The organism is Dyella ginsengisoli (genome assembly GCF_044904665.1).
In the GTDB taxonomy this organism is placed as follows: domain Bacteria; phylum Pseudomonadota; class Gammaproteobacteria; order Xanthomonadales; family Rhodanobacteraceae; genus Dyella_A; species Dyella_A ginsengisoli.
Window position 1 is genome coordinate 1 of record NZ_JADIKM010000006.1, and the last position, 19,799, is coordinate 19,799.

17 protein-coding genes are annotated in these 19,799 nt (G+C 66.6%); 7 read left to right on the forward strand and 10 right to left on the reverse strand.

Annotated elements, in window-relative coordinates; translation table 11 throughout:
* Positions 1-215: 215 nt before the first annotated feature.
* Both ISP17_RS17365 and ISP17_RS17370 read right to left on the reverse strand, forming a co-directional pair.
* Complete coding sequence (locus ISP17_RS17365) at positions 216-413, reverse strand: hypothetical protein (RefSeq protein WP_404635413.1); 198 nt, start codon at positions 411-413, stop codon at positions 216-218.
* 108 nt (positions 414-521) lie between these two features.
* Positions 522-716, reverse strand: a complete 195-nt coding sequence (locus tag ISP17_RS17370; protein ID WP_404635415.1) for a rubredoxin — start codon at positions 714-716, stop codon at positions 522-524.
* A 99-nt stretch (positions 717-815) separates the two neighbouring features.
* Between ISP17_RS17370 and thiE the strand changes: the two genes are divergently transcribed.
* Both thiE and hemL read left to right on the forward strand, forming a co-directional pair.
* Positions 816-1,433, forward strand: coding sequence for a thiamine phosphate synthase (thiE, locus tag ISP17_RS17375; protein ID WP_404635417.1), 618 nt, complete (start codon positions 816-818; stop codon positions 1,431-1,433).
* A 16-nt stretch (positions 1,434-1,449) separates the two neighbouring features.
* The gene (gene hemL, locus ISP17_RS17380; RefSeq protein ID WP_404635419.1) at positions 1,450-2,733 is read left to right on the forward strand and encodes a glutamate-1-semialdehyde 2,1-aminomutase; all 1,284 of its coding nucleotides are present in this window, start codon (positions 1,450-1,452) and stop codon (positions 2,731-2,733) included.
* Between the two features lie 6 nt (positions 2,734-2,739).
* Here the strand turns inward: hemL and ISP17_RS17385 are convergent, their stop codons facing one another.
* The 5 genes from ISP17_RS17385 to ISP17_RS17405 form a co-directional block, all read right to left on the reverse strand.
* A complete protein-coding gene (locus ISP17_RS17385) occupies positions 2,740-3,162 on the reverse strand; it encodes a VOC family protein (protein WP_404635421.1) in 423 nt (140 codons plus the stop codon).
* Complete coding sequence (locus ISP17_RS17390; protein ID WP_404635423.1) at positions 3,159-4,412, reverse strand: acetylornithine/succinylornithine family transaminase; 1,254 nt, start codon at positions 4,410-4,412, stop codon at positions 3,159-3,161. The genes ISP17_RS17385 and ISP17_RS17390 overlap by 4 nt, the downstream gene beginning before the upstream one ends.
* Positions 4,413-4,973: 561 nt before the next feature.
* Positions 4,974-6,311 carry a sigma-54 dependent transcriptional regulator gene (locus tag ISP17_RS17395; RefSeq protein WP_404635425.1) on the reverse strand — a complete coding sequence of 446 codons (1,338 nt, stop codon included), beginning with the start codon at positions 6,309-6,311 and terminating at the stop codon, positions 4,974-4,976.
* Between the two features lie 207 nt (positions 6,312-6,518).
* Positions 6,519-7,334 (reverse strand): SDR family oxidoreductase, encoded by an 816-nt coding sequence (locus ISP17_RS17400; protein ID WP_404635427.1) that lies wholly within the window; start codon positions 7,332-7,334, stop codon positions 6,519-6,521.
* A gap of 59 nt (positions 7,335-7,393) precedes the next feature.
* The gene (locus ISP17_RS17405) at positions 7,394-7,996 is read right to left on the reverse strand and encodes an LON peptidase substrate-binding domain-containing protein (RefSeq protein ID WP_404635429.1); all 603 of its coding nucleotides are present in this window, start codon (positions 7,994-7,996) and stop codon (positions 7,394-7,396) included.
* A 113-nt stretch (positions 7,997-8,109) separates the two neighbouring features.
* Between ISP17_RS17405 and ISP17_RS17410 the strand changes: the two genes are divergently transcribed.
* Positions 8,110-9,039 (forward strand): ABC transporter ATP-binding protein, encoded by a 930-nt coding sequence (locus ISP17_RS17410; protein WP_404635431.1) that lies wholly within the window; start codon positions 8,110-8,112, stop codon positions 9,037-9,039.
* Positions 9,036-10,448, forward strand: a complete 1,413-nt coding sequence (locus ISP17_RS17415) for a hypothetical protein (protein WP_404635433.1) — start codon at positions 9,036-9,038, stop codon at positions 10,446-10,448. The genes ISP17_RS17410 and ISP17_RS17415 overlap by 4 nt, the downstream gene beginning before the upstream one ends.
* Positions 10,449-10,456: 8 nt before the next feature.
* On the opposite strand, the gene mpl is transcribed toward ISP17_RS17415, so the two are convergent.
* Positions 10,457-11,815: a UDP-N-acetylmuramate:L-alanyl-gamma-D-glutamyl-meso-diaminopimelate ligase gene (gene mpl, locus ISP17_RS17420; protein WP_404635435.1), complete on the reverse strand. Its 1,359-nt coding sequence runs from the start codon at positions 11,813-11,815 to the stop codon at positions 10,457-10,459.
* A 127-nt stretch (positions 11,816-11,942) separates the two neighbouring features.
* Entirely contained in the window at positions 11,943-12,527 is a 585-nt protein-coding gene (locus ISP17_RS17425; RefSeq protein WP_404635437.1) for an adenylate kinase, read from the reverse strand.
* Positions 12,528-12,709: 182 nt separating this feature from the next.
* Here ISP17_RS17425 and ISP17_RS17430 point away from each other — a divergent pair, with 182 nt between their 5' ends.
* The 3 genes from ISP17_RS17430 (at position 12,710) to ISP17_RS17440 (ending at position 16,799) form a co-directional block, all read left to right on the forward strand.
* Positions 12,710-13,981, forward strand: coding sequence for a 6-phosphofructokinase (locus ISP17_RS17430; RefSeq protein WP_404635439.1), 1,272 nt, complete (start codon positions 12,710-12,712; stop codon positions 13,979-13,981).
* Positions 13,982-14,116: 135 nt separating this feature from the next.
* Complete coding sequence (locus ISP17_RS17435) at positions 14,117-14,515, forward strand: RcnB family protein (protein ID WP_404635441.1); 399 nt, start codon at positions 14,117-14,119, stop codon at positions 14,513-14,515.
* Between the two features lie 211 nt (positions 14,516-14,726).
* Complete coding sequence (locus ISP17_RS17440; RefSeq protein ID WP_404635443.1) at positions 14,727-16,799, forward strand: sodium-translocating pyrophosphatase; 2,073 nt, start codon at positions 14,727-14,729, stop codon at positions 16,797-16,799.
* Between the two features lie 198 nt (positions 16,800-16,997).
* Here ISP17_RS17440 and ISP17_RS17445 read toward each other — a convergent pair whose 3' ends face one another.
* Positions 16,998-19,790 carry a TonB-dependent receptor plug domain-containing protein gene (locus ISP17_RS17445; RefSeq protein WP_404635445.1) on the reverse strand — a complete coding sequence of 931 codons (2,793 nt, stop codon included), beginning with the start codon at positions 19,788-19,790 and terminating at the stop codon, positions 16,998-17,000.
* Positions 19,791-19,799 lie beyond the last annotated feature (9 nt).

Sequence of the window (19,799 nt, forward strand, 5' to 3'; positions counted from 1 at the left end):
CACTGCAAGGCGTCCACACAAGTCACCTGCGCACACTGTCAAAGATCAATCACTTGCGATCCGTTTCTCGAATCGCCCCGAAGCATTTCGCCCCGGGTGAGCCGCACATTCTACATCGATCTTCTACCTCGTCAACACCTGCGCGAAATGTTTTTTCGCGCTGCCGTGAGGCGGTAGAACCTCCATCGAGCGACTCGCTCGTCGAGGGGCGAGAATCATAGCGCCGGGAGCGACGGCTGTGAAGAGGGCGCGAACAAGTTTCGATCTTCTGTTCGCACTGCATCACCCGGTGACAACGAAGCGGCGTCGCCGGGATGGACGCAACGCATGCCCGGTTGATAGGGAACAAGACGATGGCCGGCCAGCGCTTCAGCCATCGCCCAGTCGTCCTCGAAAGGGATGAACTGCTTCATGTCGATGCTCCTGTGCACACGCCCGCACGGGCGCAGGTGCATCACATCATTCGCCGCAGGCTCCACCATGACGCCATCGGGCAACGGCGGGGCGGAATGAGGCAGGACTCAGTCGACTTCGATCATCTCGAAATCGTCCTTGGTCGCGCCGCAGTCCGGACACGTCCACGTGTCGGGCACATCCTCCCAGCGCGTGCCCGGGGCGATGTCCTCTTCCGGCAGGCCAAGCGCCTCGTCATAGATGAAGCCACATACGACGCACATCCACTTGCGCGATGCCGATTCGGTGCTGCCCTGTGTCATTGACTGATCCGTACTCGAGAATGGACGGCCATTCTCGCAACTCGCAGGCCGGGGCGAAAGGCGCACGCGCGGCTGGCGATCGGGCATCATGTCGCCCCCATGAGCACACTCTTGCCGCGCGGCATCTACGCCATCACTGATGGCCAGCCCCATCGATTGATCGAACGCAGCGAACAGGCGCTGGCCGGCGGGGTCGCCATGATTCAGTACCGGGACCTGAGCGACGACCACCTGCGCCGCCGCGCCGAGGCCACGGCGCTGGCGATGCTGTGCGCCCGTTACGACCGTCCACTGATCATCGATCACGATATCGCGCTCGCACAGGCCGTCGGCGCTGCGGGCGTACACCTCAGCCAGGCCGATGGAGACCCGGCGGCGGTGCGCGCCGTGCTCGGGTCGCAGGCGATCGTCGGCGTCTCCTGCTACGCCTCGATCGAACTCGCGCTTGACGCAGCCAGGGCTGGCGCAAGCTATGTATCGTTCGGTGCGTTCTTCGCTTCCCCCACCAAGCCACACGCGGGGCATGCGCCGCTGGATCTGCTGCGGCAGACGGCCACGCTCGGCATTGCCCGGGTGGCGATTGGCGGGATCACGCCGGACAATGGGCGGCTATTGGTCGACGCTGGCGCCGACTTCATCGCGACTGTATCGGCCATTTATGGCGCCCACGACACGCGCGCCGCTGCGGCGAACATGGCCGCGCTCTTCACCGCCTGACCCGGAAACGTATCTGATGAACAACCACGAGCTCTTCCAGCGCGCCCGCCAGCTGATGCCCGGCGGCGTGAATTCCCCGGTGCGCGCGTTCAAGTCGGTTGGCGGCGAGCCGTTCTTCACCTCCCGTGCCGACGGGGCCTACCTGTGGGATGTCGAGGGCAAGCGCTATATCGACTACATCGGCTCGTGGGGGCCGATGATCGCCGGTCACAATCACCCCGCCGTCCGTGAGGCGGTGGAGCGCGCGGTCCGCAACGGCCTGTCCTTCGGCACGCCCTGCCCGGCCGAGGTCACCATGGCGGAGACCATCACGCGGCTGGTTCCCTCGATCGAGATGGTGCGCATGGTGAACTCCGGCACCGAAGCGACCATGTCGGCGATCCGGCTGGCGCGCGGTGCCACCGGCCGCAGCAAGATCGTGAAGTTCGAGGGCTGCTACCACGGCCACGGCGACAGCTTTCTGGTGAAGGCGGGCTCGGGGGCATTGACCTTCGGCGTTCCCACCTCGCCGGGCGTGCCCAAGCAGAACGCCGACCTCACGCTCACCCTTCCCTACAACGACCTCGATGCCGCCAAGGCGCTCTTTGCCGAACAGGGCGAGCAGATCGCCGGCCTGATCATCGAGCCGGTGGCCGGCAACATGAACTGCATCCTGCCCCGCGAGGGTTATCTGCAGGGCCTGCGTGAACTGTGCGACGCGCACGGTGCGTTGCTTATCTTCGACGAAGTAATGACCGGCTTCCGCGTGGCGCTCGGCGGTGCGCAGGCGCATTACGGCGTGCGCCCGGACCTCACCACGTTCGGCAAGATCATCGGCGGCGGCATGCCGGTGGGCGCCTACGGCGGTCGACGCGACCTGATGGAGCAGGTGGCGCCTTCCGGCCCCATCTATCAGGCCGGCACCCTGAGTGGAAACCCGGTGGCAATGGCCGCCGGCCTGGCAGTGCTGGAGTTGGTGCAGGCGCCAGGCTTCCATGACACGCTCGCCAGCCGCACCCGGCTGCTTTGCGACGGCCTGCAGGCGGTCGCCGATGGTGAGGGCGTGCCGTTCAGCACCACTCGCGTCGGCGGCATGTTCGGCTTGTTCTTCACCGCGGAACAGGTGGAGACGTTCGACCAGGCCACGGCGACCGACACTGCGATGTTCAACCGCTTCTTCCACGGCATGCTGGCGCGCGGCGTGTATCTGGCACCGTCGGCCTTCGAGGCCGGCTTCATGTCCAGCGCGCACAGCGACCAGGACATTGCCGACACGCTGCAGGCCGCCCGCGAAGCATTGCGCGAAGCGCGCACCGCCTGACCGGATCTACCAGCTGCCGGTATTGGGCATGGACGCCCACGGCTCGGCCGGTGGCAGCGCTTCGCCCGCCTGCAGCAGTTCCACCGAGATCAGGTCGGGCGAACGCACGAAGGCCATGTGTCCGTCACGCGGCGGACGATGAATCGTGTAGCCCATCGACTGCAGGTGGGCGCACAGCGCGTAGATGTCCTCCACCCGAAACGCGAGATGGCCGAAGTTGCGCGCCGAGCCGTAGTCCTCGCTGGAATCCCAGTTGTGCGTCAACTCGATCTCCGCCTCCGAGCTCTCCGGTGCAGCGAGAAACACCAGGGTGAACCGGCCGGCTGGCACGTCGCGGCGCCGGATTTCGCGCAGCCCCAGGCCTTCGCAATAGAAGCGCAAGGAAGCATCGAGATCGCGCACGCGCACCATCGTGTGCAGGTATTTCATCGGGACATCTCCGCTGCCGCCGTATCCGCAGGCCGCATGAAATCGAGCAGCGCAGCGCGCAGGCGCAGCAACCCCTGAGCCACATCTTCATCGCTCAAGGTGAGCGGCGGCACGAAACGCAGCACGTCCGGCCCGGCCTGAAGCAGCAGCAAGCCGTGCGCGGCCGCGTGATCGAGCACCTCGCCGGCGCGCCCCTTCCAGGAGTCGGCCAGCACCGCGCCGATCATCAGGCCGCGACCACGTACTTCGGCAAAAAGGCCGAGCTCGGCATGGATCGCTGCCAGGCCCTTGCGCAGATCGTTCGCCTGCCGCTCCACATTCAACAGCACTTCGGGCGAGGCCAGCTTGGCCAGCGCCACGCGCGCCACCGCCGCGCCCATCGGGTTGCCGCCGAACGTGGTGCCGTGCGCACCGAACTGCATCACCTCGGCCACCTTCGGTCCGGCCAGCATCGCGCCGATCGGGAAGCCGCATCCCAGCGCCTTGGCCAAGGTGACGATGTCCGGCACCACGTGGTCTTGAACGTGCGCGAACAAAGTGCCGGTGCGCCCCATGCCGCACTGGATCTCATCCAGCACGAGCAGCGCGTCGTGCGCATCGCAGAGCTCGCGCACGCGACGGATGAAACCGGGCGCCGCCGGCAGCACGCCACCTTCGCCCTGCACTGGTTCGAGCATCACGGCGGCGACGTCGCCTTCGGCGAAGGTCGCCTCGAGCGCAGCGACATCATTGAAATCGAGGTAGCGGAAACCGGCGGGCAGCGGCTCGTAACCCTGCTGATACTTCGGCTGCGCCGTGGCGGTCACCGTGGCCAGCGTGCGTCCGTGGAAGGAGCCATGAAAGGTGATGATGGTGCGGCGCTCAGGCCCACGCCCCTTCGAGGCGGCCCACTTGCGCACCAGCTTGATCGCCGCCTCGTTGGCCTCGGCGCCAGAGTTGCAGAAGAACACGCGCTCGGCGAAGCCCGACGCACGCACCAGCTCTTCGGCCAGTCGCAGCGGCGGCTCGGTGTAGAACACGTTGGAGCTGTGCCAGAGCTTGTGCGCCTGCGTCGCCAGCGCGGCGACGAGATCGGGATCGGCGTGGCCCAGCGCATTCACTGCAATGCCGGCGCCGAAATCGATGTACTCGCGTCCCTCGGTGTCCCACACCCGCGCGCCCTTGCCGTAATCGAGCACGAGCTCGCGCGGCTTGTACACCGGCAACCAGTAGCGTTTGCCGAGATCGATCAACGAAGGGGGCGCGTGCATGGGGGATCCGACGGGCGCGGCGAAGGCGCCGGTTGCAGGTGGAAATGGGTCCGTCATCGTAAGTCCAAGCCTGCTGCTTTGCATCACGGCCTTGCCACGGCCCTGCCTGTCGCCGGTGTAAACGCGCCTGCTCCTGTATCAGGTCTGTTACACCCCCGGGAAATGGCCTGGCAGCTGCTGCCCAGCCTCACTTCCGCAGCGGTCGAACGGAAAGCAGCCTGTAAAACGCCGTTACACCTCGACCGGGCCTGTCGCAGCCAATCGGCGGCGGAGATCGCGTCACTGCGCGAAAACACGGCAGTGGCACGCCACTTGCTCATCTCTTCCGCAGCGATAGGGGGGATGGCATGTCATTTCCTCCAAGCATGCTCAAGCTCGCGCGCCAGCCAGCTCGTCGTAAGCCGTGCACGGCGGTCGGTGGAACGGGAGGTGGGCAGGTCGGATATGTACGGCTGCGGAGATGGCAGCCCACGAGAGCGGTGACCCGGGGGAGCCCGGATCACCCGACGGAACCCCCGGCCCGTCCCCTGCGGGCCGGGGGATTTCCTCCAATCGATTCGTTCAGCGCAGCTCGTCGAGCGCGAGACGGTGCTTCTTGCACAGCCGATAGACCGTGACGCGCGAGATGCGCAGGCGTCGCGCGCACTCGCTGATGTTGAACCGGCTTTCGCGCAGGCAGGTCACGATGGCCTCCCGTTCGGCGGCAACGCGCGTGACGCCCAGCGCGGCGATGGCACTGGCACCGTTGCCCGGCATTGGCAGATCCAGGTCCGCGGCGCTGACCAGCGCATCCTCGGCAACCACCGCGGCCCGCTGCACGCGGTTGATCAACTCGCGCACGTTGCCGGGCCAGGCAAACCGGCGCATCGCGGCGCGCGCACCGGCACTGAAGGCGCGTGCGCGACACGCGTGGTGCTCGCGGAAACGGTCCAGGAAATGCTGGGCGAGCAGTTCCACGTCGCCTTCGCGCTCGCGCAGTGGCGGCATCGACAGGCGCAGCACGTTGAGGCGGTAGTAGAGATCCTGACGGAAACGGCCGGCCGCCACGGCCTGTTCCAGGTCGACATGGGTGGCGGCGATCACCCGGGCATCGGTACGAATGGATTGACTCGATCCCAGCCGCTCGATCGTGCCCTCCTGCAAGAAACGCAGCAGGCTGGTCTGCGCATCCAGCGGCAGGTCGCCAATCTCGTCGAGGAACACCGTGCCGCCCGCCGCGCTCTCGATGTGTCCGATCCGCCGGGCGTTGGCGCCGGTGAACGCACCACGCTCGTGGCCGAACAACTCCGACTGCACAAGATTCACCGGCAGCGCACCGCAATTGATCGCCACGAACGGCTTGCCGCCACGCACCGACAGCTGGTGCAGCGCCTTGGCCGCTCCCTCCTTGCCGGTCCCCGTCTCGCCGGTGATCAGCACCGGCAGGTCGACCGGCGCGAATTTGCGCAGGCGCGAGAATGTCGTTTGCATTGCTGGGCTACGCCCGACGATGCCGTCGAGGTCGCCAGCCGATACATGCGGCCGTCCGCCCGCGATGGTGCCCAACGTCTCGATGAGACGTCCCAGATCCACCGGCGCGGTGAAGAAATCGATGCTGGCTTGCAGGACACGCTCCACGCGCAGCCTCTGTGCCGGCATCCGTGGAGGTACCAGCGCCAGCCAGATCAGGCGCGGATGGGCGGCGATGAGCTCACCCATCGCATCGAGCGCGGCCTCGTCGCTGTCGCGCAGATCCGCCATGGCCACCACGATGTCGCCGCTGCGCACGCGCAGCTCGCCATCCATCGCATGGACCCGGCGGATTGACCAACCCGACTGCGCCAGCGCATCGCACTCGCATTTGGATGGCTGGCCAAACCAGATAACGCAGCGTCGCGCTGCGACAAGTCCCGACTGCATGGCTTCATCCCTCCCCCGCACGCCCCTGCTTGACGTCTCACCACCTGCCCTGGTGAACGAAAAGCGTGATGCAGTTCACGATATTACGCCGTAACGCGGGACGGTCCAGGCAACAAATTGCGTAGGGGAAATCCGACATGGGCTCGCCGTAAAGGCTTTGGCATCAGGAACTTCCGGCGGTCCCGTAGTGCCCGGGCTGAATTCGCGTCAGAGGAACAGATCCCGCAGCAAAGGCTGGCCAGGCTGGACCGCATAACGATCCAGATCGCTGACTCCGGCCTCGGCCAGCACCTCGTCATCGATCGCGAAGCGGCCGGTGGTGTCGTGCGCCGGGCGCACCAGCAGGGCATGCGCGGCATCGGCCACGATCTCGGGCGTGCGGCAGTGCTCCGGACGCACGCCGTCGATCATGGCGATCGCCGCGGTGGCGATGACGGTGCGCGGCCACAACGCGTTGACCGCAATGCCCAGCGGGCGGAACTCCTCGGCCATGCCCAGCACGCACAGGCTCATGCCCATCTTGGCGATGGTGTAGGCGGTGTGCGGCGCGAACCACTTCGGGTCCAGCGTGGGTGGCGGGGCCAGCATCAGTACGTGCGGATTGGCGGCACGCTTCAGATAGGGCAGGCAGGCCTGGGTAGCGAGGAAGGTGCCGCGCGTGTTGACCTGGTGCATCAGGTCGAATCGCTTCATCGGTGTGCCTTCCACCCCGGCCAGCCAGATCGCGCTGGCGTTGTTGACCAGGATGTCGATGCCACCGAAGTGGTCGGCCGCGCGGGCCGCGGCCTCGACCACCTGCTCTTCCTCTCGGATGTCCACCTTCAGCGCCAGCGCGCGTCCACCGGCCGCCTCGACCGCTTCAGCGGCGCTGTGGATGGTGCCGGGCAGCTTGGGATTGGGCACGCCGCTCTTCGCCGCGATGACCACATTGGCGCCGTCGCGCGCAGCGCGCAGCGCGATGGCCAGCCCGATGCCGCGCGAGGCGCCGGTGATGAACAGGGTCTTGCCCGCCAGTGAGCCCACGGCGCCGCTCCTTCGTGAGGGAAAGCGGGGAGTGTAGCGCCGCGTCCCGGGGCGCCGGGTCAGGGACGCTGGAAGCGCGGAAGAATGTCGCGCAGCTCGACCAGCCGCTGCACGGGATCGGTCAGCTCGAGCAGGGCCTGGCGCTCGCTGCTGGCCAGCGGCAGCAGTTCGGCCATGCGGAAACCCAGCCAGCTGGCGTCGTCGTAAGCGCTGCGCGGCGCGTCACGCCAGTGCGGCCCGAGCGTTTCCACCAGGCGCTCCAGGATGGTCTGCAGCAGACCGAACTCCAGCGGTACCTCCATCGGCGGCTCGTCCGGCCACAGCTGCACTTCGCCGCGCAGCAGGCCGTCGGCCAGCACGCGGGTGCGTTCGACGCGGAAGCGCGCGCCGCCGTGCGCCACGATGCCCAGCAAGCCTTCGGCGGTGTTGTGGAAATCGGTGATCGTCGCCACCGTGCCCACCGCCGCCGGCAGCGCCGGATCGCCCACCTCGTAGCCGTCCAGGATCAGGCAGACGCCAAAACCGGTGCCCTGGCGGGCGCAGTCGCGCACCATGTCCAGATAGCGTGGCTCGAAGATGCGCAGCGACAGCAGCGCGCCCGGATAGAGCACCGTCGCGAGCGGGAACAGCGGCAGTTCGACGAGCGGAGTGGGGTCGGCCATGGCCGCGAGTTTACCGACGGCTCCGCGTCGATTCAGCCGCCGGGCGCCGGTGACTGGACGCCAGCGGCACACTGCCGCACATTGAATGGTCTGAATCGCCCCCGGAGCCAAGGATGTCCGCCCTCGAACTCACGCCCGCCGCCGCCCTGCCGCCACTGCCCGCGCACGATGCCGATGCGGTGCTGCAGGTGTCGCAGCTCAGCAAATCATTTGTCAAGCGCGAGGTCTTGCGCGCGCTGGACTGGAGCGTGCCCGCCGGCCGCGTGATCGGCCTGCTCGGCCGCAACGGCGCCGGCAAGACCACCCTGCTGCGCTGCCTGCTCGGCCTGTCGCCGATCGACGGTGGCGAGGTCAGCCTGTTCGGTGCACCGATGACCGAACCGGGCGGCGAACGCATGCATCGCATCGGCTTCGTGCCGCAGACCTTCGACCTGTTCCCGTGGATGAAGGTGCGCGCGTATCTCGACTTCACTGCCGCCTTCTACGCGCGCTGGAACGCCCCGCTGGCCGACCGCCTGCTGGGCGAATGGCAGCTCGACCCGAAGCAGAAGATCGGCCAGCTCTCGCAGGGCCAGCGGCAGAAGCTGGCGATCGTGCGCGCCATCGCGCCGGAACCGGACCTGCTGGTGCTGGACGAACCGGTCGCCAGCCTCGACCCCCAGGCGCGCCGCGCCTTCATGGCCGAGCTGCTGGAACTGATGCGCGCGCCGGGCAAGACGGTGATCTTCTCCACCCACATCACCGCCGACCTGGAGCGCGCCGACGCCGACATTGCCCTGCTGCGCGACGGGCGCATCCAGTTCACCCGTCCGCTGGCCGAGCTGCGCTCCCATCTGCGCCGCGTGGTGCTCACCCGTGCCGCCGGCTGGCCTCAGGCACCGGTCGTCGCCGGCCTGCTCAAGGCCTCGGTAAAGGGCGAGCGCGCCGAACTGCTGGTGGAAGATCCCACGCTGGACAGCCTCGACGCGCTGGCCGCGCGCGAGCAGGCCACCCTGCAGATCGAGACCCCCACGCTGGAAGACCTGTTCGTGGAGCTGGCATGAAGGCGGTCTGGCAGCTCTCGCTGCAGCTGTGGCGACGGATGCCGGTGCTGGTGGTGCTGGCCGGCGGGCTGTGGGTCTACGGCATGGGCATGCTGGTGTGGTCGGTGCGTGGTGATCAGGCGCTCGCCGGCATCGGCATGAGCCTGGTGTTTTTCGGCGGCTGGTTCTGGCATCTCGGCCAGGGGCAGGTGCTGCGCGGGCTGTGTCGGCCGGAGAGTTTCCTGTTGCCGCAGTTCCGGCGCCGACTGAGCGAGCTGGCCATCCTCGATGTCGCGCTGTGGGTGCTATTGCCTGCGTTGCTCGCGGCGGTGTGCGGCATGCCGTACGTCTGGCTGGTGACGACCGGCTTGCTGCTCGCCGCCGCGATCGGGCTGGCCAGCGGCACCGGCCAGCGCGCCAGCTTCCTGATCTGGCTGGTGGTGATCGCCGCCGGCTGGATGCCGCAACTGGCGGCGAAGATCGCTCAAGCTGCGCTGCACTCGCCGCTGACGCCGGTGGCGCTGCTGCTCGCGGCCGCGCTCATTCTCAAGCTGGTGCTGCGGCCGCTGCTGCGCATCGACGACCGCGAGCCTGACGTGTCGCCGCTGGAAAGCACCGGTCTGGGCCGGCTGCAGTCGCCGTCGATGGAAGGCGCCCCCCGGCGCGGCGCCATCATCAAGCGCGTCAACGTGTGGTTCGACGGCATGGCACAGCGGGCGATGGAGCGCGCGCTGGCCAGCTACCGCCGCCGCCCCGGCGCGCGCCAGCGCCTGGCACTGATCCGCAGCCTGCTGCTGCCACACGACAACCCGCCGGCGATCGCCCTTCGCCTCGCACTGGTGGCGGCGATGGTGACGCTGTACTTCGTGGTCATCCAGCACCGGCCGCACTACAACGCCGCGGTGATCGGCGCGTACGCGGTGCTGCTGTCGCTGAGCCGGTTTCCGCAACTGGGCCGAGGCATGCTGCGCATGCGGCCGAACCTGGCTGACCTCTATCTGACGCTGGCGCCCGCCTCGCGCAGCGACTACCAGAAGACCCTGGTCGACGCGCTGCTGTTGCTGGTGCCGGTGACTGCGCTCAGCGCACTGGCCTACACCGCGCTGGGCATCGTGCTGGTGCATGCGACCGAGCCGGGCCGCATGCTGCTGACCGCCGCGATCGTCGCCGTGGCCGGCAGCCTGGTAGCGCTGGCGGTGCATCTGATCGGGCCGGAAGGCAGCCTAGGCCGCGGGCTGGTCAACATCGTGGTGGTGCTCGGCGCGATGGCCACGTACTGGGGCGGCTACGTGCTGCTCGGCGCGCTGGGCCTCGGCATCGGCGGCGCGCTGCTGGCGCTGCTGACGATCAGCTTCGCCTTCGGCGTGTGGTTCGCCGCGCAGCGCGAGTACCAGCGCCGCCCACCCTGCTTCGACGCGCCACTGGCCTGAGCGTCGGATCAGCCGGCGCGCAGCGCCTCGGCAAAGCGCCGCGGCGCGGCCTCGAAACCACCGTTGGACATGAACACCACGTGGTCGCCCGGCTGCGCCTGCGCGCGCAGCGCCTCGATCAACGCGTCCACCGACGGCACGGTGGTGCCGCGTCCGGCGAGCGCGTCGGTGACCTTATGCGCGTCCCACGGCAGCTCGGGCCGATGCAGGAATACCACCGCATCGGCAACAGCCAGCGACGGCGCCAGGCCCTCGGCATGCGCACCCAGGCGCATGGAATTGGACCGCGGCTCCAGCGCCACCAGGATGCGCGCATGGCCGACCTTGGCACGCAGGCCGGCCAGCGTGGTGGCGATCGCCGTGGGGTGATGGGCGAAGTCGTCGTAGACGGTAATGCCATCCACCACGGCCACCTGCTCCATGCGCCGTGCGGCGCTGCGAAAATCCGCGAACGCCGGCAGCAGCGCCGCGGGGTCAGCGCCGGCCGCCGCAGCCGCCGCGAGCGCGGCCAGCGCGTTCATCACGTTGTGGTTGCCCAGAAGCGGCCAGTGGATCTCACCCAATCGCTTACCGCGCAGGCTCACCGCGAAGCGCGTGCCGTCCGCCTCGATCAGCTCGGCCTGCCAGTCGCCCTGGCCGATGCCGAAGGTCTCCACCGGCGTCCAGCAACCCATCGCCAGCACCTCGGTGAGGTACCCATCGTGCGCGTTGACGATGAGCCGACCGTTCCCCGGCACCGTACGCACGAGGTGGTGGAACTGGCGCTGGATCGCCGCCACGTCGGGGAAGATGTCCGCGTGGTCGTATTCCAGGTTGTTGAGAATGGCGATGCGCGGGCGGTAGTGCACGAACTTCGAGCGCTTGTCGAAGAACGCCGTGTCGTATTCGTCCGCCTCGATCACGAACGGCTTGCCCTCACCGAGGCGCGCCGACACGCCGAAGTTGCCCGGCACGCCGCCGACCAGGAAACCCGGCGCCATGCCCGCGCTTTCGAGCAGGTGCGCCAGCAGGCTGGTGGTGGTGGTCTTGCCGTGGGTGCCGGCCACGGCCAGCACCTCGCGCCCGGGCAGCAGCGTCTCGCCCAGCCACTGCGGGCCGGAGATGTAGCGCAGCTGTGCGTCGAGCATGTATTCGATGGCGGGATTGCCACGCGTCATCGCGTTACCCACCACCACCAGGTCCGGCGCCGGCTGCAGGTGCGCGGCGGCATAGCCCTCCATCAGGCGAATGCCCAGCGCCTCCAGCTGCGTGCTCATCGGCGGATAGACGCTGGCATCGCTGCCTTCCACGGAGTGGCCGAGCTCGCGCGCGAGCGCCGCCACGCCGCCCATGAAAGTGCCGCAGATGCCGAGGATGTGCAGACGCATGGAAAGTCCTTGCTGGGTGTCGCGCGCCCGCGGCGCTCGATGGAGCGGGCAGTATCGCCCGCCGCAAACGACAACGGCAGCGCACAGGCGCTGCCGTTGTGGAACGTTAAAGTGCTTCGGCGCGCGATCAGCCGCTGGCTACCGCCGAGTCACCGGTCAGCGCGCGCTTCACGCGCGCGGTGACTTCATCGAGGTCGCCCACGCCATCGACCACCTGCAGCTTGCCGCGACGGGCGTAGAACTCGGCCACCGGTGCGGTCTGCTCCGCATAGATACCGAGGCGGCGGCGCACGGTGTCGGGGTTGTCGTCGGCCCGGCCCTCGGCCGCGAAGCGCAGCTCGCAGCGTTCGATGATCGCGGTGTTGGGCACTTCCAGCTTCACCACGGCGTCGAGCGGCTGGCCGATCTTGGCCAGCAGTTCGTCCAGCGCGGAGGCCTGGGCCAGGTTGCGCGGATAGCCGTCGAGAATGAAGCCGTTGCGCGCATCGTCCTGCGCCAGGCGCTCTTCGAGCATGCCGAGCAGGATGTCGTCGGACACCAGGTGCCCGGCATCCATCACCGCCTTGGCCTTCATGCCCAGCGGCGTGCCGGCGGCCACGGCGGCGCGCAGCATGTCGCCCGTGGAGATATGGGGGACGCCGAGCTCGCTCTTGAGTCGAGTGGCCTGGGTACCCTTGCCCGAACCGGGCGCGCCGAGTAGCACGAGTCGCATAATGCTCCACACCATCCGCGTCGGACCGCACCCTGCGGCGCTACGCTGGATTATCAAAATGACGATCAAAGTAGCGTCTGCATGGGGGGCCGTCAAACGAAATGGCCTGCATGCATGCGCCAAGTCACTGTCTCCCCTGCCAAAGTCAGATTGCCGCGGCGCCCACCCTCCAGGAGAAACGCATGACCCGAGCATCCCGCACGATCGAAGGCCGCCTGCTGTATGCGCAGTCCGGCGGCGTCACCTCGGTGATCAACGCCACCGCGGCGGGCGTGATCGAGGCGGCCCGTGCGCGCGGCGTGAGCGTGTACGCGGCGCGCAACGGCATCCTCGGCGCCCTGCGCGAGGACCTGATCGATACCGCCAAGGAAACCCGCGCCGCGATCACCGCCCTGCGCCACACCCCCGGCGGCGCCTTTGGCAGCTGCCGCTACAAGCTGAAATCGCTGGAGGCGAACCGCGCCGAATACGAGCGATTGATCGACGTGTTTCGCGCCCACGACATCCGCTGGTTCCTCTACAACGGCGGCAACGATTCGGCAGATACCGCACTGAAGGTCTCGCAGCTGGGCAAGGCGATGGGCTACGACATCCGCTGCATCGGCGTGCCCAAGACGGTCGACAACGACCTGGCCGTCACCGACTGCTGCCCGGGCTTCGGCTCGGTGGCCAAGTACACAGCGATATCCACACTGGAGGCGAGTCTGGACGTGGCCTCGATGGCCGAGACCTCCACCAAGGTGTTCATCCTCGAGGTGATGGGCCGCCACGCCGGCTGGATCGCCGCCGCCGCGGGACTGGCCGGCAACGGGCCGGACGAGGCGCCGCACATCATCCTGTTCCCCGAGAATGCGTTCGATGAAGCCGCGTTCCTGGCCAAGGTGAAGGCGACGGTGGAGCGCGTGGGCTGGTGCACCGTGGTGGCGTCCGAGGGCGTGCGCAACGCGCAGGGCCAGTTCCTCGCCGAGGCCGGCACGCGCGACGCGTTCGGCCACAGCCAGCTCGGCGGCGTGGCGCCGATGCTCGCGCAGCTGGTGAAGGACAGGCTTGGCTACAAGTACCACTGGGCGCTACCCGACTACCTGCAGCGATCGGCGCGTCACGCGGCCTCGAAAGTGGACGCCGAGCAGGCCTATGCGGTGGGAAAGGCGGCGGTCGACTACGCGCTGGCCGGCATGAATGCGGTGATGCCGGTGATCGTGCGCACGTCGGATGCGCCGTATCGCTGGAAGGTGGAGCCGGCGCCGCTGGCGAAGATCGCCAACAAGGAAAAGAAGATGCCCAAGGGCTTCATCCGGCGCGACGGCTTCGGCATCACCGACGCCGCCCGCCGCTATCTCTCGCCGCTGATCGCCGGCGAAGCGCCCCTGCCCTGGCGGCGTGACGGACTTCCCGCTTATGGCACCTTGAAGCTCTCGCCAGTAGCCAGGCGGCTGCCCCCGCGGACAGAATGAACGGCCCGCTCAGCTTGATGACTTTGCTCTGAAAGATAAGTGGCCATGACAGGCAATCGATTCAGCAAGCCACGCATACTCTTGCGGCGTGACACCCGAGGCCGCAACGCGGTCGCCGTCCAAAAGGAGGACGCCATGAAGATTTTCATCTCCACCCTGCTCGCCACCGCCCTGCTCGGCTGTAGCGGCCTGGCGCTGGCCCAGCCGGACCACGGCGATCGTGGCGATCATGGCTGGTACGACCAGGGCCGAGGCCACGGGCACGGACACGGTCACGATCGCGGCGACGACGACGATGGCTATCACGGTGATGATCGGGGCCACGGCCGTGGGCACGATCGTGACTGGGTGCCGCCAGGCCACCGCTGGGAGCGTGGTCATCGCTACGACGGTCGGGTTGTGGTTATTCGCGACTACGACGAGTACCGCCTGCGTCCTCCGCCGCGCGGCTACCACTGGGTGCGTGGCGATGACGGCCAGTACCTGCTCGTGGCGGTTGCCACCGGCATCATCCTGGACATCGTGCTGCACTGACGTCCGGCAGATCGGAACCGGACCCGGGGCGGCGCCGCAAGGCGCCGCCTTTTTTTGTGGCTGCACCAGCCAAGCGCTGTGCGCTGCGACGCACAACGTTCTGCGTCACGGCCTCTGCCTATACTCGGCGGGACCGCCCGTTCAGGACGGCCATCTCGGGCGCGTTCGCGAACCGCCCGGCACCACGGTGACAACTCATGGGGAGGTTCCGATGCTGCAGCAGTATGGCGTGTGGATCGTATTGGCGTGCGCGGTGATAGCGATCCTGTATGGCGGTTTCTCGGCGCGCTGGATCATGGCGCAATCGGCGGGCAACGAGCGGATGCGGGAGATTGCCTCGGCGATCCAGGAAGGCGCGCGCGCCTACCTCAACCGCCAGTACACCACCATCGGCGTGGTCGGCGTCGTGCTGTTCGTGATCGTGGGCTTCGCGCTGGACTGGGGTACGGCGATCGGCTTCGCGCTCGGCGCGGTGCTCTCCGGCGCCACCGGCTACATCGGCATGAACGTCTCGGTGCAGGCCAATGTGCGCACCGCCGAGGCCGCACGCAGCGGACTGGCGGCGGCGATGAACGTGGCGTTCCGCGGCGGCGCCATCACCGGCATGCTGGTGGTGGGACTCGGCCTGATCGGCGTGGCCGGCTACTACATGGCATTGCAGCACTTCGGCTATACCGGCGAGCGCGCGCTGCATGCGCTGGTCGGGCTGGCCTTCGGCTCCTCGCTGATCTCGATCTTCGCCCGCCTCGGCGGCGGCATCTTCACCAAGGGCGCGGATGTGGGTGCCGACCTGGTCGGCAAGGTGGAAGCCGGCATTCCCGAGGATGACCCGCGCAACCCGGCGGTGATCGCCGACAACGTGGGCGACAACGTGGGCGACTGTGCGGGCATGGCGGCCGACCTGTTCGAGACCTACGCGGTGACGCTGATCGCGACCATGCTGCTGGGCGGGCTGACCTTTGCTGGCAACACCGATGCCGTGCTTTATCCGCTACTGCTCGGCGGCGTCTCCATCATTGCTTCCATCATCGCTACTTTCTTTGTGCGCGTGAAAAGCGGCGGCTCGATCATGGGCGCGCTTTATCGGGGTGTGATTGCTTCGGCGGTGCTCTCGGCCATTGCCTTCTGGTTCGTCACGGCCGACCTTCTGCCACAAGGACTCACCGCCCACGATGGCGCGGCGATCTCAAGTCACGCGATCTTCCACTGCTCACTGATTGGCCTGGTACTGACCGGCCTGATCGTCTGGATCACCGAGTACTACACCGGCACCCAGTTCAAACCGGTGCAACACATCGCAGCGGCATCCACCACCGGCCACGGTACCAACATCATTGCTGGCCTGGGTATTTCGATGAAGGCCACGGCCTTGCCGGTAATCGTGATCTGCGCGGCGATCTGGGGCGCGTTTGCCCTGGGCGGCCTTTACGGCATCGCCATCGCCGCCACCGCGATGTTGTCGATGGCCGGCATGATCGTGGCGCTGGACGCCTATGGCCCGATCACCGACAACGCCGGCGGCATCGCCGAGATGGCGGACCTGCCGCCGGAAGTGCGTGGCGTCACGGATCCGCTCGATGCGGTCGGGAACACCACCAAGGCGGTGACCAAGGGCTACGCGATCGGTTCGGCCGCGCTGGCCGCGCTGGTGCTGTTCGCCGACTACACGCACAACCTCAACGTCGCCGGCGAAGCGAAGGCGCTCGCCGCGGGCACCACCTACACCGCGATGCAGTTCGACCTGTCCGACCACATGGTGATCATCGGCCTGCTGATCGGCGGCCTGATTCCCTACCTGTTCGGCGCGATGGCGATGGAGGCGGTGGGCCGTGCGGCCGGTGCCGTGGTGGAGGAAGTGCGCCGCCAGTTCCGCGAGATCGCCGGCATCATGGAAGGCACGGGCAAGCCGGACTACTCGCGCGCCGTCGACATGCTGACCAAGTCGGCGATCAAGGAAATGATCGTGCCCTCGCTGCTGCCGGTCGCGGTGCCGGTGGTGGTCGGCCTGCTGCTGGGGCCGAAGGCACTGGGCGGCGTGCTGATCGGCACCATCGTCACCGGCCTGTTCGTGGCGATCTCGATGACCACCGGCGGCGGCGCCTGGGACAACGCCAAGAAGTACATCGAAGACGGTCACCACGGCGGCAAGGGCTCGGAGGCGCACAAGGCCGCCGTCACCGGCGACACCGTCGGCGACCCCTACAAGGACACCGCCGGCCCGGCTGTGAACCCGCTGATCAAGATCATCAACATCGTGGCGCTGCTGCTGATTCCGCTGCTCTAAACCCCGATGTGAGTCTGTTAGGCCAAATAAAGGCCCCGCATAGCGCGGGGCCTTTTTCATTGATCGCGATCCGTCCGGATAGCTCTCCACGACGGACAACGAAGTCACGCCCTCCAGGCCGTCCGGCCATTCCCACATCAACGCAAAAGAAGAGGCCGGTCTTTCGACCGGCCCCTCGGGTTCAGCACATCGCGCTTATTACTGGAAGTGGATCGTGGCCTGGAACCAGATGGCACGTCCGAGCGGGTTGTAGTTGAAGATGTTGTAGTACGGATAAGCCGCGAACGTCTTGTCAAACGGCGGCCGCTTGTTGGTGACGTTGTTGGAGATCAGCGAGAGGTCGATCGACTCGCTGAACTTGTAGCTCATGCTGGCGTTGTACGTGGTCCAGGCACCCACCTTGCCGGTACCCGCGTAGTTGAACGTCTTGCCGCGGCGGGTACCGAGCACCGAGAACGACCAGTCACCGATCTCCCAGTCGATGTTGCCGGTCGCCACGTCGCGATAGCCGTTGTAGTAGCTGCGCAGCCCGAGCAGGTCCTGCACCGGGTCGCCGGCAATCTGGCGATAGGTATGCTTGAGCAGGACGTTGTAGTCCGCGCCCAGGCCCAGCGTGCCCCAGCTGCCCATATCGTGACGCCAGTTTGCGCTGGCTATCACGCCATTGACCACCTCGTCCGAGATATTGATCGGCAGAGTATCGACCGCCGAAAGACCGTTCGGATTCTGCGGATTGTTCGCCGGGAGGCGATGCACGAGGGCCAGCTCGCTCTGGCACAGACCGGAATTGATATCGTACGGATCACCAGCGGTATTGGATCCGATACGGCAGTTGGCTTCGTCCTGAAGAATGCGGTCGATGCTGAGGCTGTTGACCTCGTTGGCGATGCTGATGTGGTAGTAGTCGGCCTTCATCGTGAACGCGGCGGTCGGCGACCAGACAACACCATAACCCCACGACTTGGCAGTGATGCTCTTGAGCTTGATGTTGCCCGCCTGGCGCCCCGAAATGTTGACCGCATTCTGGGTGCAGTTGGAGATCGGCACGTTGGGCTCTTGCGTGCGGCAGTAGTAGTAGTCGGTACCCTGTGTGAAGTAACCGCTGGGGCCGGCGAACAGATAGCCCATGTCCGGCGAGCGGAACGCCGTGGCGTAGTTGCCGCGGATCAGCAGGCTGTCAAACGGGCGAAACTCCAGCCCGAGCTTGTAGGTAGCCTTGGAGTCGGTTTGACCGCCGTAGCGGAAGTCGTCGTAACGGCCCGACACGTTGGCCGAGAGCATGCTGAAAATCGGCACGCGGAACTCGAGGGCCGCTGCATAGTTGCGACGCTTTCCCGCGCCCTGAGTGCCCGTCAAGCCCCAGAAATCACCAGCGATCACGCGGGGGTCGGTGGGGTTCTCCCAGTACTGCTCACCCGCCTGCAGCAACCCAGCTACACCGACATCGCCTGCAGGCAGCGAAAACAGACTCGTATTGGTCAGCTGCAGGTTCACGTTCTGCGTGTAGGTCTTGGAAGTGGCCTGATCCTCCGCGCTGAAGCCGCGGTAATCCGCCTCGGTGATGGGCGTGTACATGCGGTTTGCATCCGGCGCATAGATCGGATACCCGTAGTAGTCACCCTGTTGCTGCCCGAGGAAGAACTGCTCAACCTTGGACTTGAGCGGCCACAGCATGCTGTCCTTGACCTTCTGCTCGGAACGGAAATAGTAGGCGTTCCAGTCCCAATTCGACTTCCCAAAGGTGCCTTGTGCACCGGCAGTCACGGTGTAGCTGTCGGAGGTCTGATTGTCGTTGTTGGTCGATGCGCCAATCTCTTCCGGCGTGAAGAATCGCTGCCACAGCTCGAACCGGCCCGTGTTCGCGTTGACGAAGTAACCACCGGTATCGATGGACGAGAACCAGAAGCGCGAACCGCTGTTGAGCTTGATCTTGTTGCGGTTGTAGAGCAGGTCGCCGTAGAACGTCACGTTGTCGGTAGCGTGGTACTTCGCGTTGAGATAGACGCTAGCTGCCTTGGAGCCGTTTACAAAGGTCTGATAGCCGTTCGAGTAATCACTTCCGCAGTAATAACCGCTGCCGGGACGATTCACGTAGCGCAAGGTGCCACCGTAGCCTGCGGACAGGTTGCCGCAAGCGGCAGCGCCCGGATCAACATATTTGCCGGTATTGCCGTTGAGGATCAGCACAGCGCGCGGCGGAATGACCGGACCGCCGTTCAGCGTGGGATTGTCAGCCGATGAATCGGTGTAACTGCGGTCGTAGCCCCAGATCGGCGCAGAGTGCTCCAGCTGCAGGGCGCCCGTGAAATCGAGTTTTCCCCAGCTGTGACCGGCCGTGATGCTGACACGCTGATTTTCACCGCCGCCCTCGCTGTAGCCGCCCATGCGCGCGGTCACGTTGATGCCATCGACGTGATCTTTCAGCACGATGTTGACGACACCTGCGATGGCGCTGGAACCGTAAATCGCGGACTGGTTGCCGGGCAGGATGTCGATGTGGTCAACCATCGACACCGGGATCGACGATAGATCGGTGAAGTTGCTACTGCCGTTGTAGAGCAGCGGATAGTCGGCCAGCGGATGGCCGTTGAGCAGGATCAGCGTGAACCCCGGATCGAGCCCCAGCAGGCTGACCGTAGTCGCGCCCTGGGTGAAGCCACCGGCGAACTGGCTGTCCTGCACCTGGCCGGTGGCCAGCGGCTGCGAACGCAGCACGTCGTAGACGTTGGCATAGCCACGCGTCTGGATCTGCTCGGCGGTGATCTGCACCGTCGGCGCGGACGTCTCGATCTCCGCCTGCGGAATCAGCGAACCGGTGACAGTGACGGTCTCCAGCTTCTTGGCTTTCTGATCCGGCTTGTCTTGCGACGAGTTGTCGGAAGACTGATCAGTCGAGTTCTGGTCGGACGCGGACTGCGCGTGAAGCAAAGCGACCGGCGTCCCCCACGCCAGCGCTGCGCCTAATGCCACATAGAGCAACTTGCGATTCATTGAATTCTC

Bases quoted from the DNA above. Each gene is read 5' to 3' on its own strand.
- ISP17_RS17415 (WP_404635433.1), top strand. From the start codon at position 9,036: ATGAAGGCGGTCTGGCAGCTCTCGCTGCAGCTGTGGCGACGGATGCCG.
- ISP17_RS17425 (WP_404635437.1), bottom strand. From the start codon at position 12,527: ATGCGACTCGTGCTACTCGGCGCGCCCGGTTCGGGCAAGGGTACCCAG.
- ISP17_RS17445 (WP_404635445.1), bottom strand. From the start codon at position 19,790: ATGAATCGCAAGTTGCTCTATGTGGCATTAGGCGCAGCGCTGGCGTGG.
- ISP17_RS17390 (WP_404635423.1), bottom strand. From the start codon at position 4,412: ATGCACGCGCCCCCTTCGTTGATCGATCTCGGCAAACGCTACTGGTTG.
- ISP17_RS17440 (WP_404635443.1), top strand. From the start codon at position 14,727: ATGCTGCAGCAGTATGGCGTGTGGATCGTATTGGCGTGCGCGGTGATA.
- ISP17_RS17405 (WP_404635429.1), bottom strand. From the start codon at position 7,996: ATGGCCGACCCCACTCCGCTCGTCGAACTGCCGCTGTTCCCGCTCGCG.
- mpl (WP_404635435.1), bottom strand. From the start codon at position 11,815: ATGCGTCTGCACATCCTCGGCATCTGCGGCACTTTCATGGGCGGCGTG.
- thiE (WP_404635417.1), top strand. From the start codon at position 816: ATGAGCACACTCTTGCCGCGCGGCATCTACGCCATCACTGATGGCCAG.
- ISP17_RS17365 (WP_404635413.1), bottom strand. From the start codon at position 413: ATGAAGCAGTTCATCCCTTTCGAGGACGACTGGGCGATGGCTGAAGCG.
- ISP17_RS17410 (WP_404635431.1), top strand. From the start codon at position 8,110: ATGTCCGCCCTCGAACTCACGCCCGCCGCCGCCCTGCCGCCACTGCCC.
- ISP17_RS17395 (WP_404635425.1), bottom strand. From the start codon at position 6,311: ATGCAGTCGGGACTTGTCGCAGCGCGACGCTGCGTTATCTGGTTTGGC.
- hemL (WP_404635419.1), top strand. From the start codon at position 1,450: ATGAACAACCACGAGCTCTTCCAGCGCGCCCGCCAGCTGATGCCCGGC.
- ISP17_RS17370 (WP_404635415.1), bottom strand. From the start codon at position 716: ATGACACAGGGCAGCACCGAATCGGCATCGCGCAAGTGGATGTGCGTC.
- ISP17_RS17430 (WP_404635439.1), top strand. From the start codon at position 12,710: ATGACCCGAGCATCCCGCACGATCGAAGGCCGCCTGCTGTATGCGCAG.
- ISP17_RS17385 (WP_404635421.1), bottom strand. From the start codon at position 3,162: ATGAAATACCTGCACACGATGGTGCGCGTGCGCGATCTCGATGCTTCC.
- ISP17_RS17435 (WP_404635441.1), top strand. From the start codon at position 14,117: ATGAAGATTTTCATCTCCACCCTGCTCGCCACCGCCCTGCTCGGCTGT.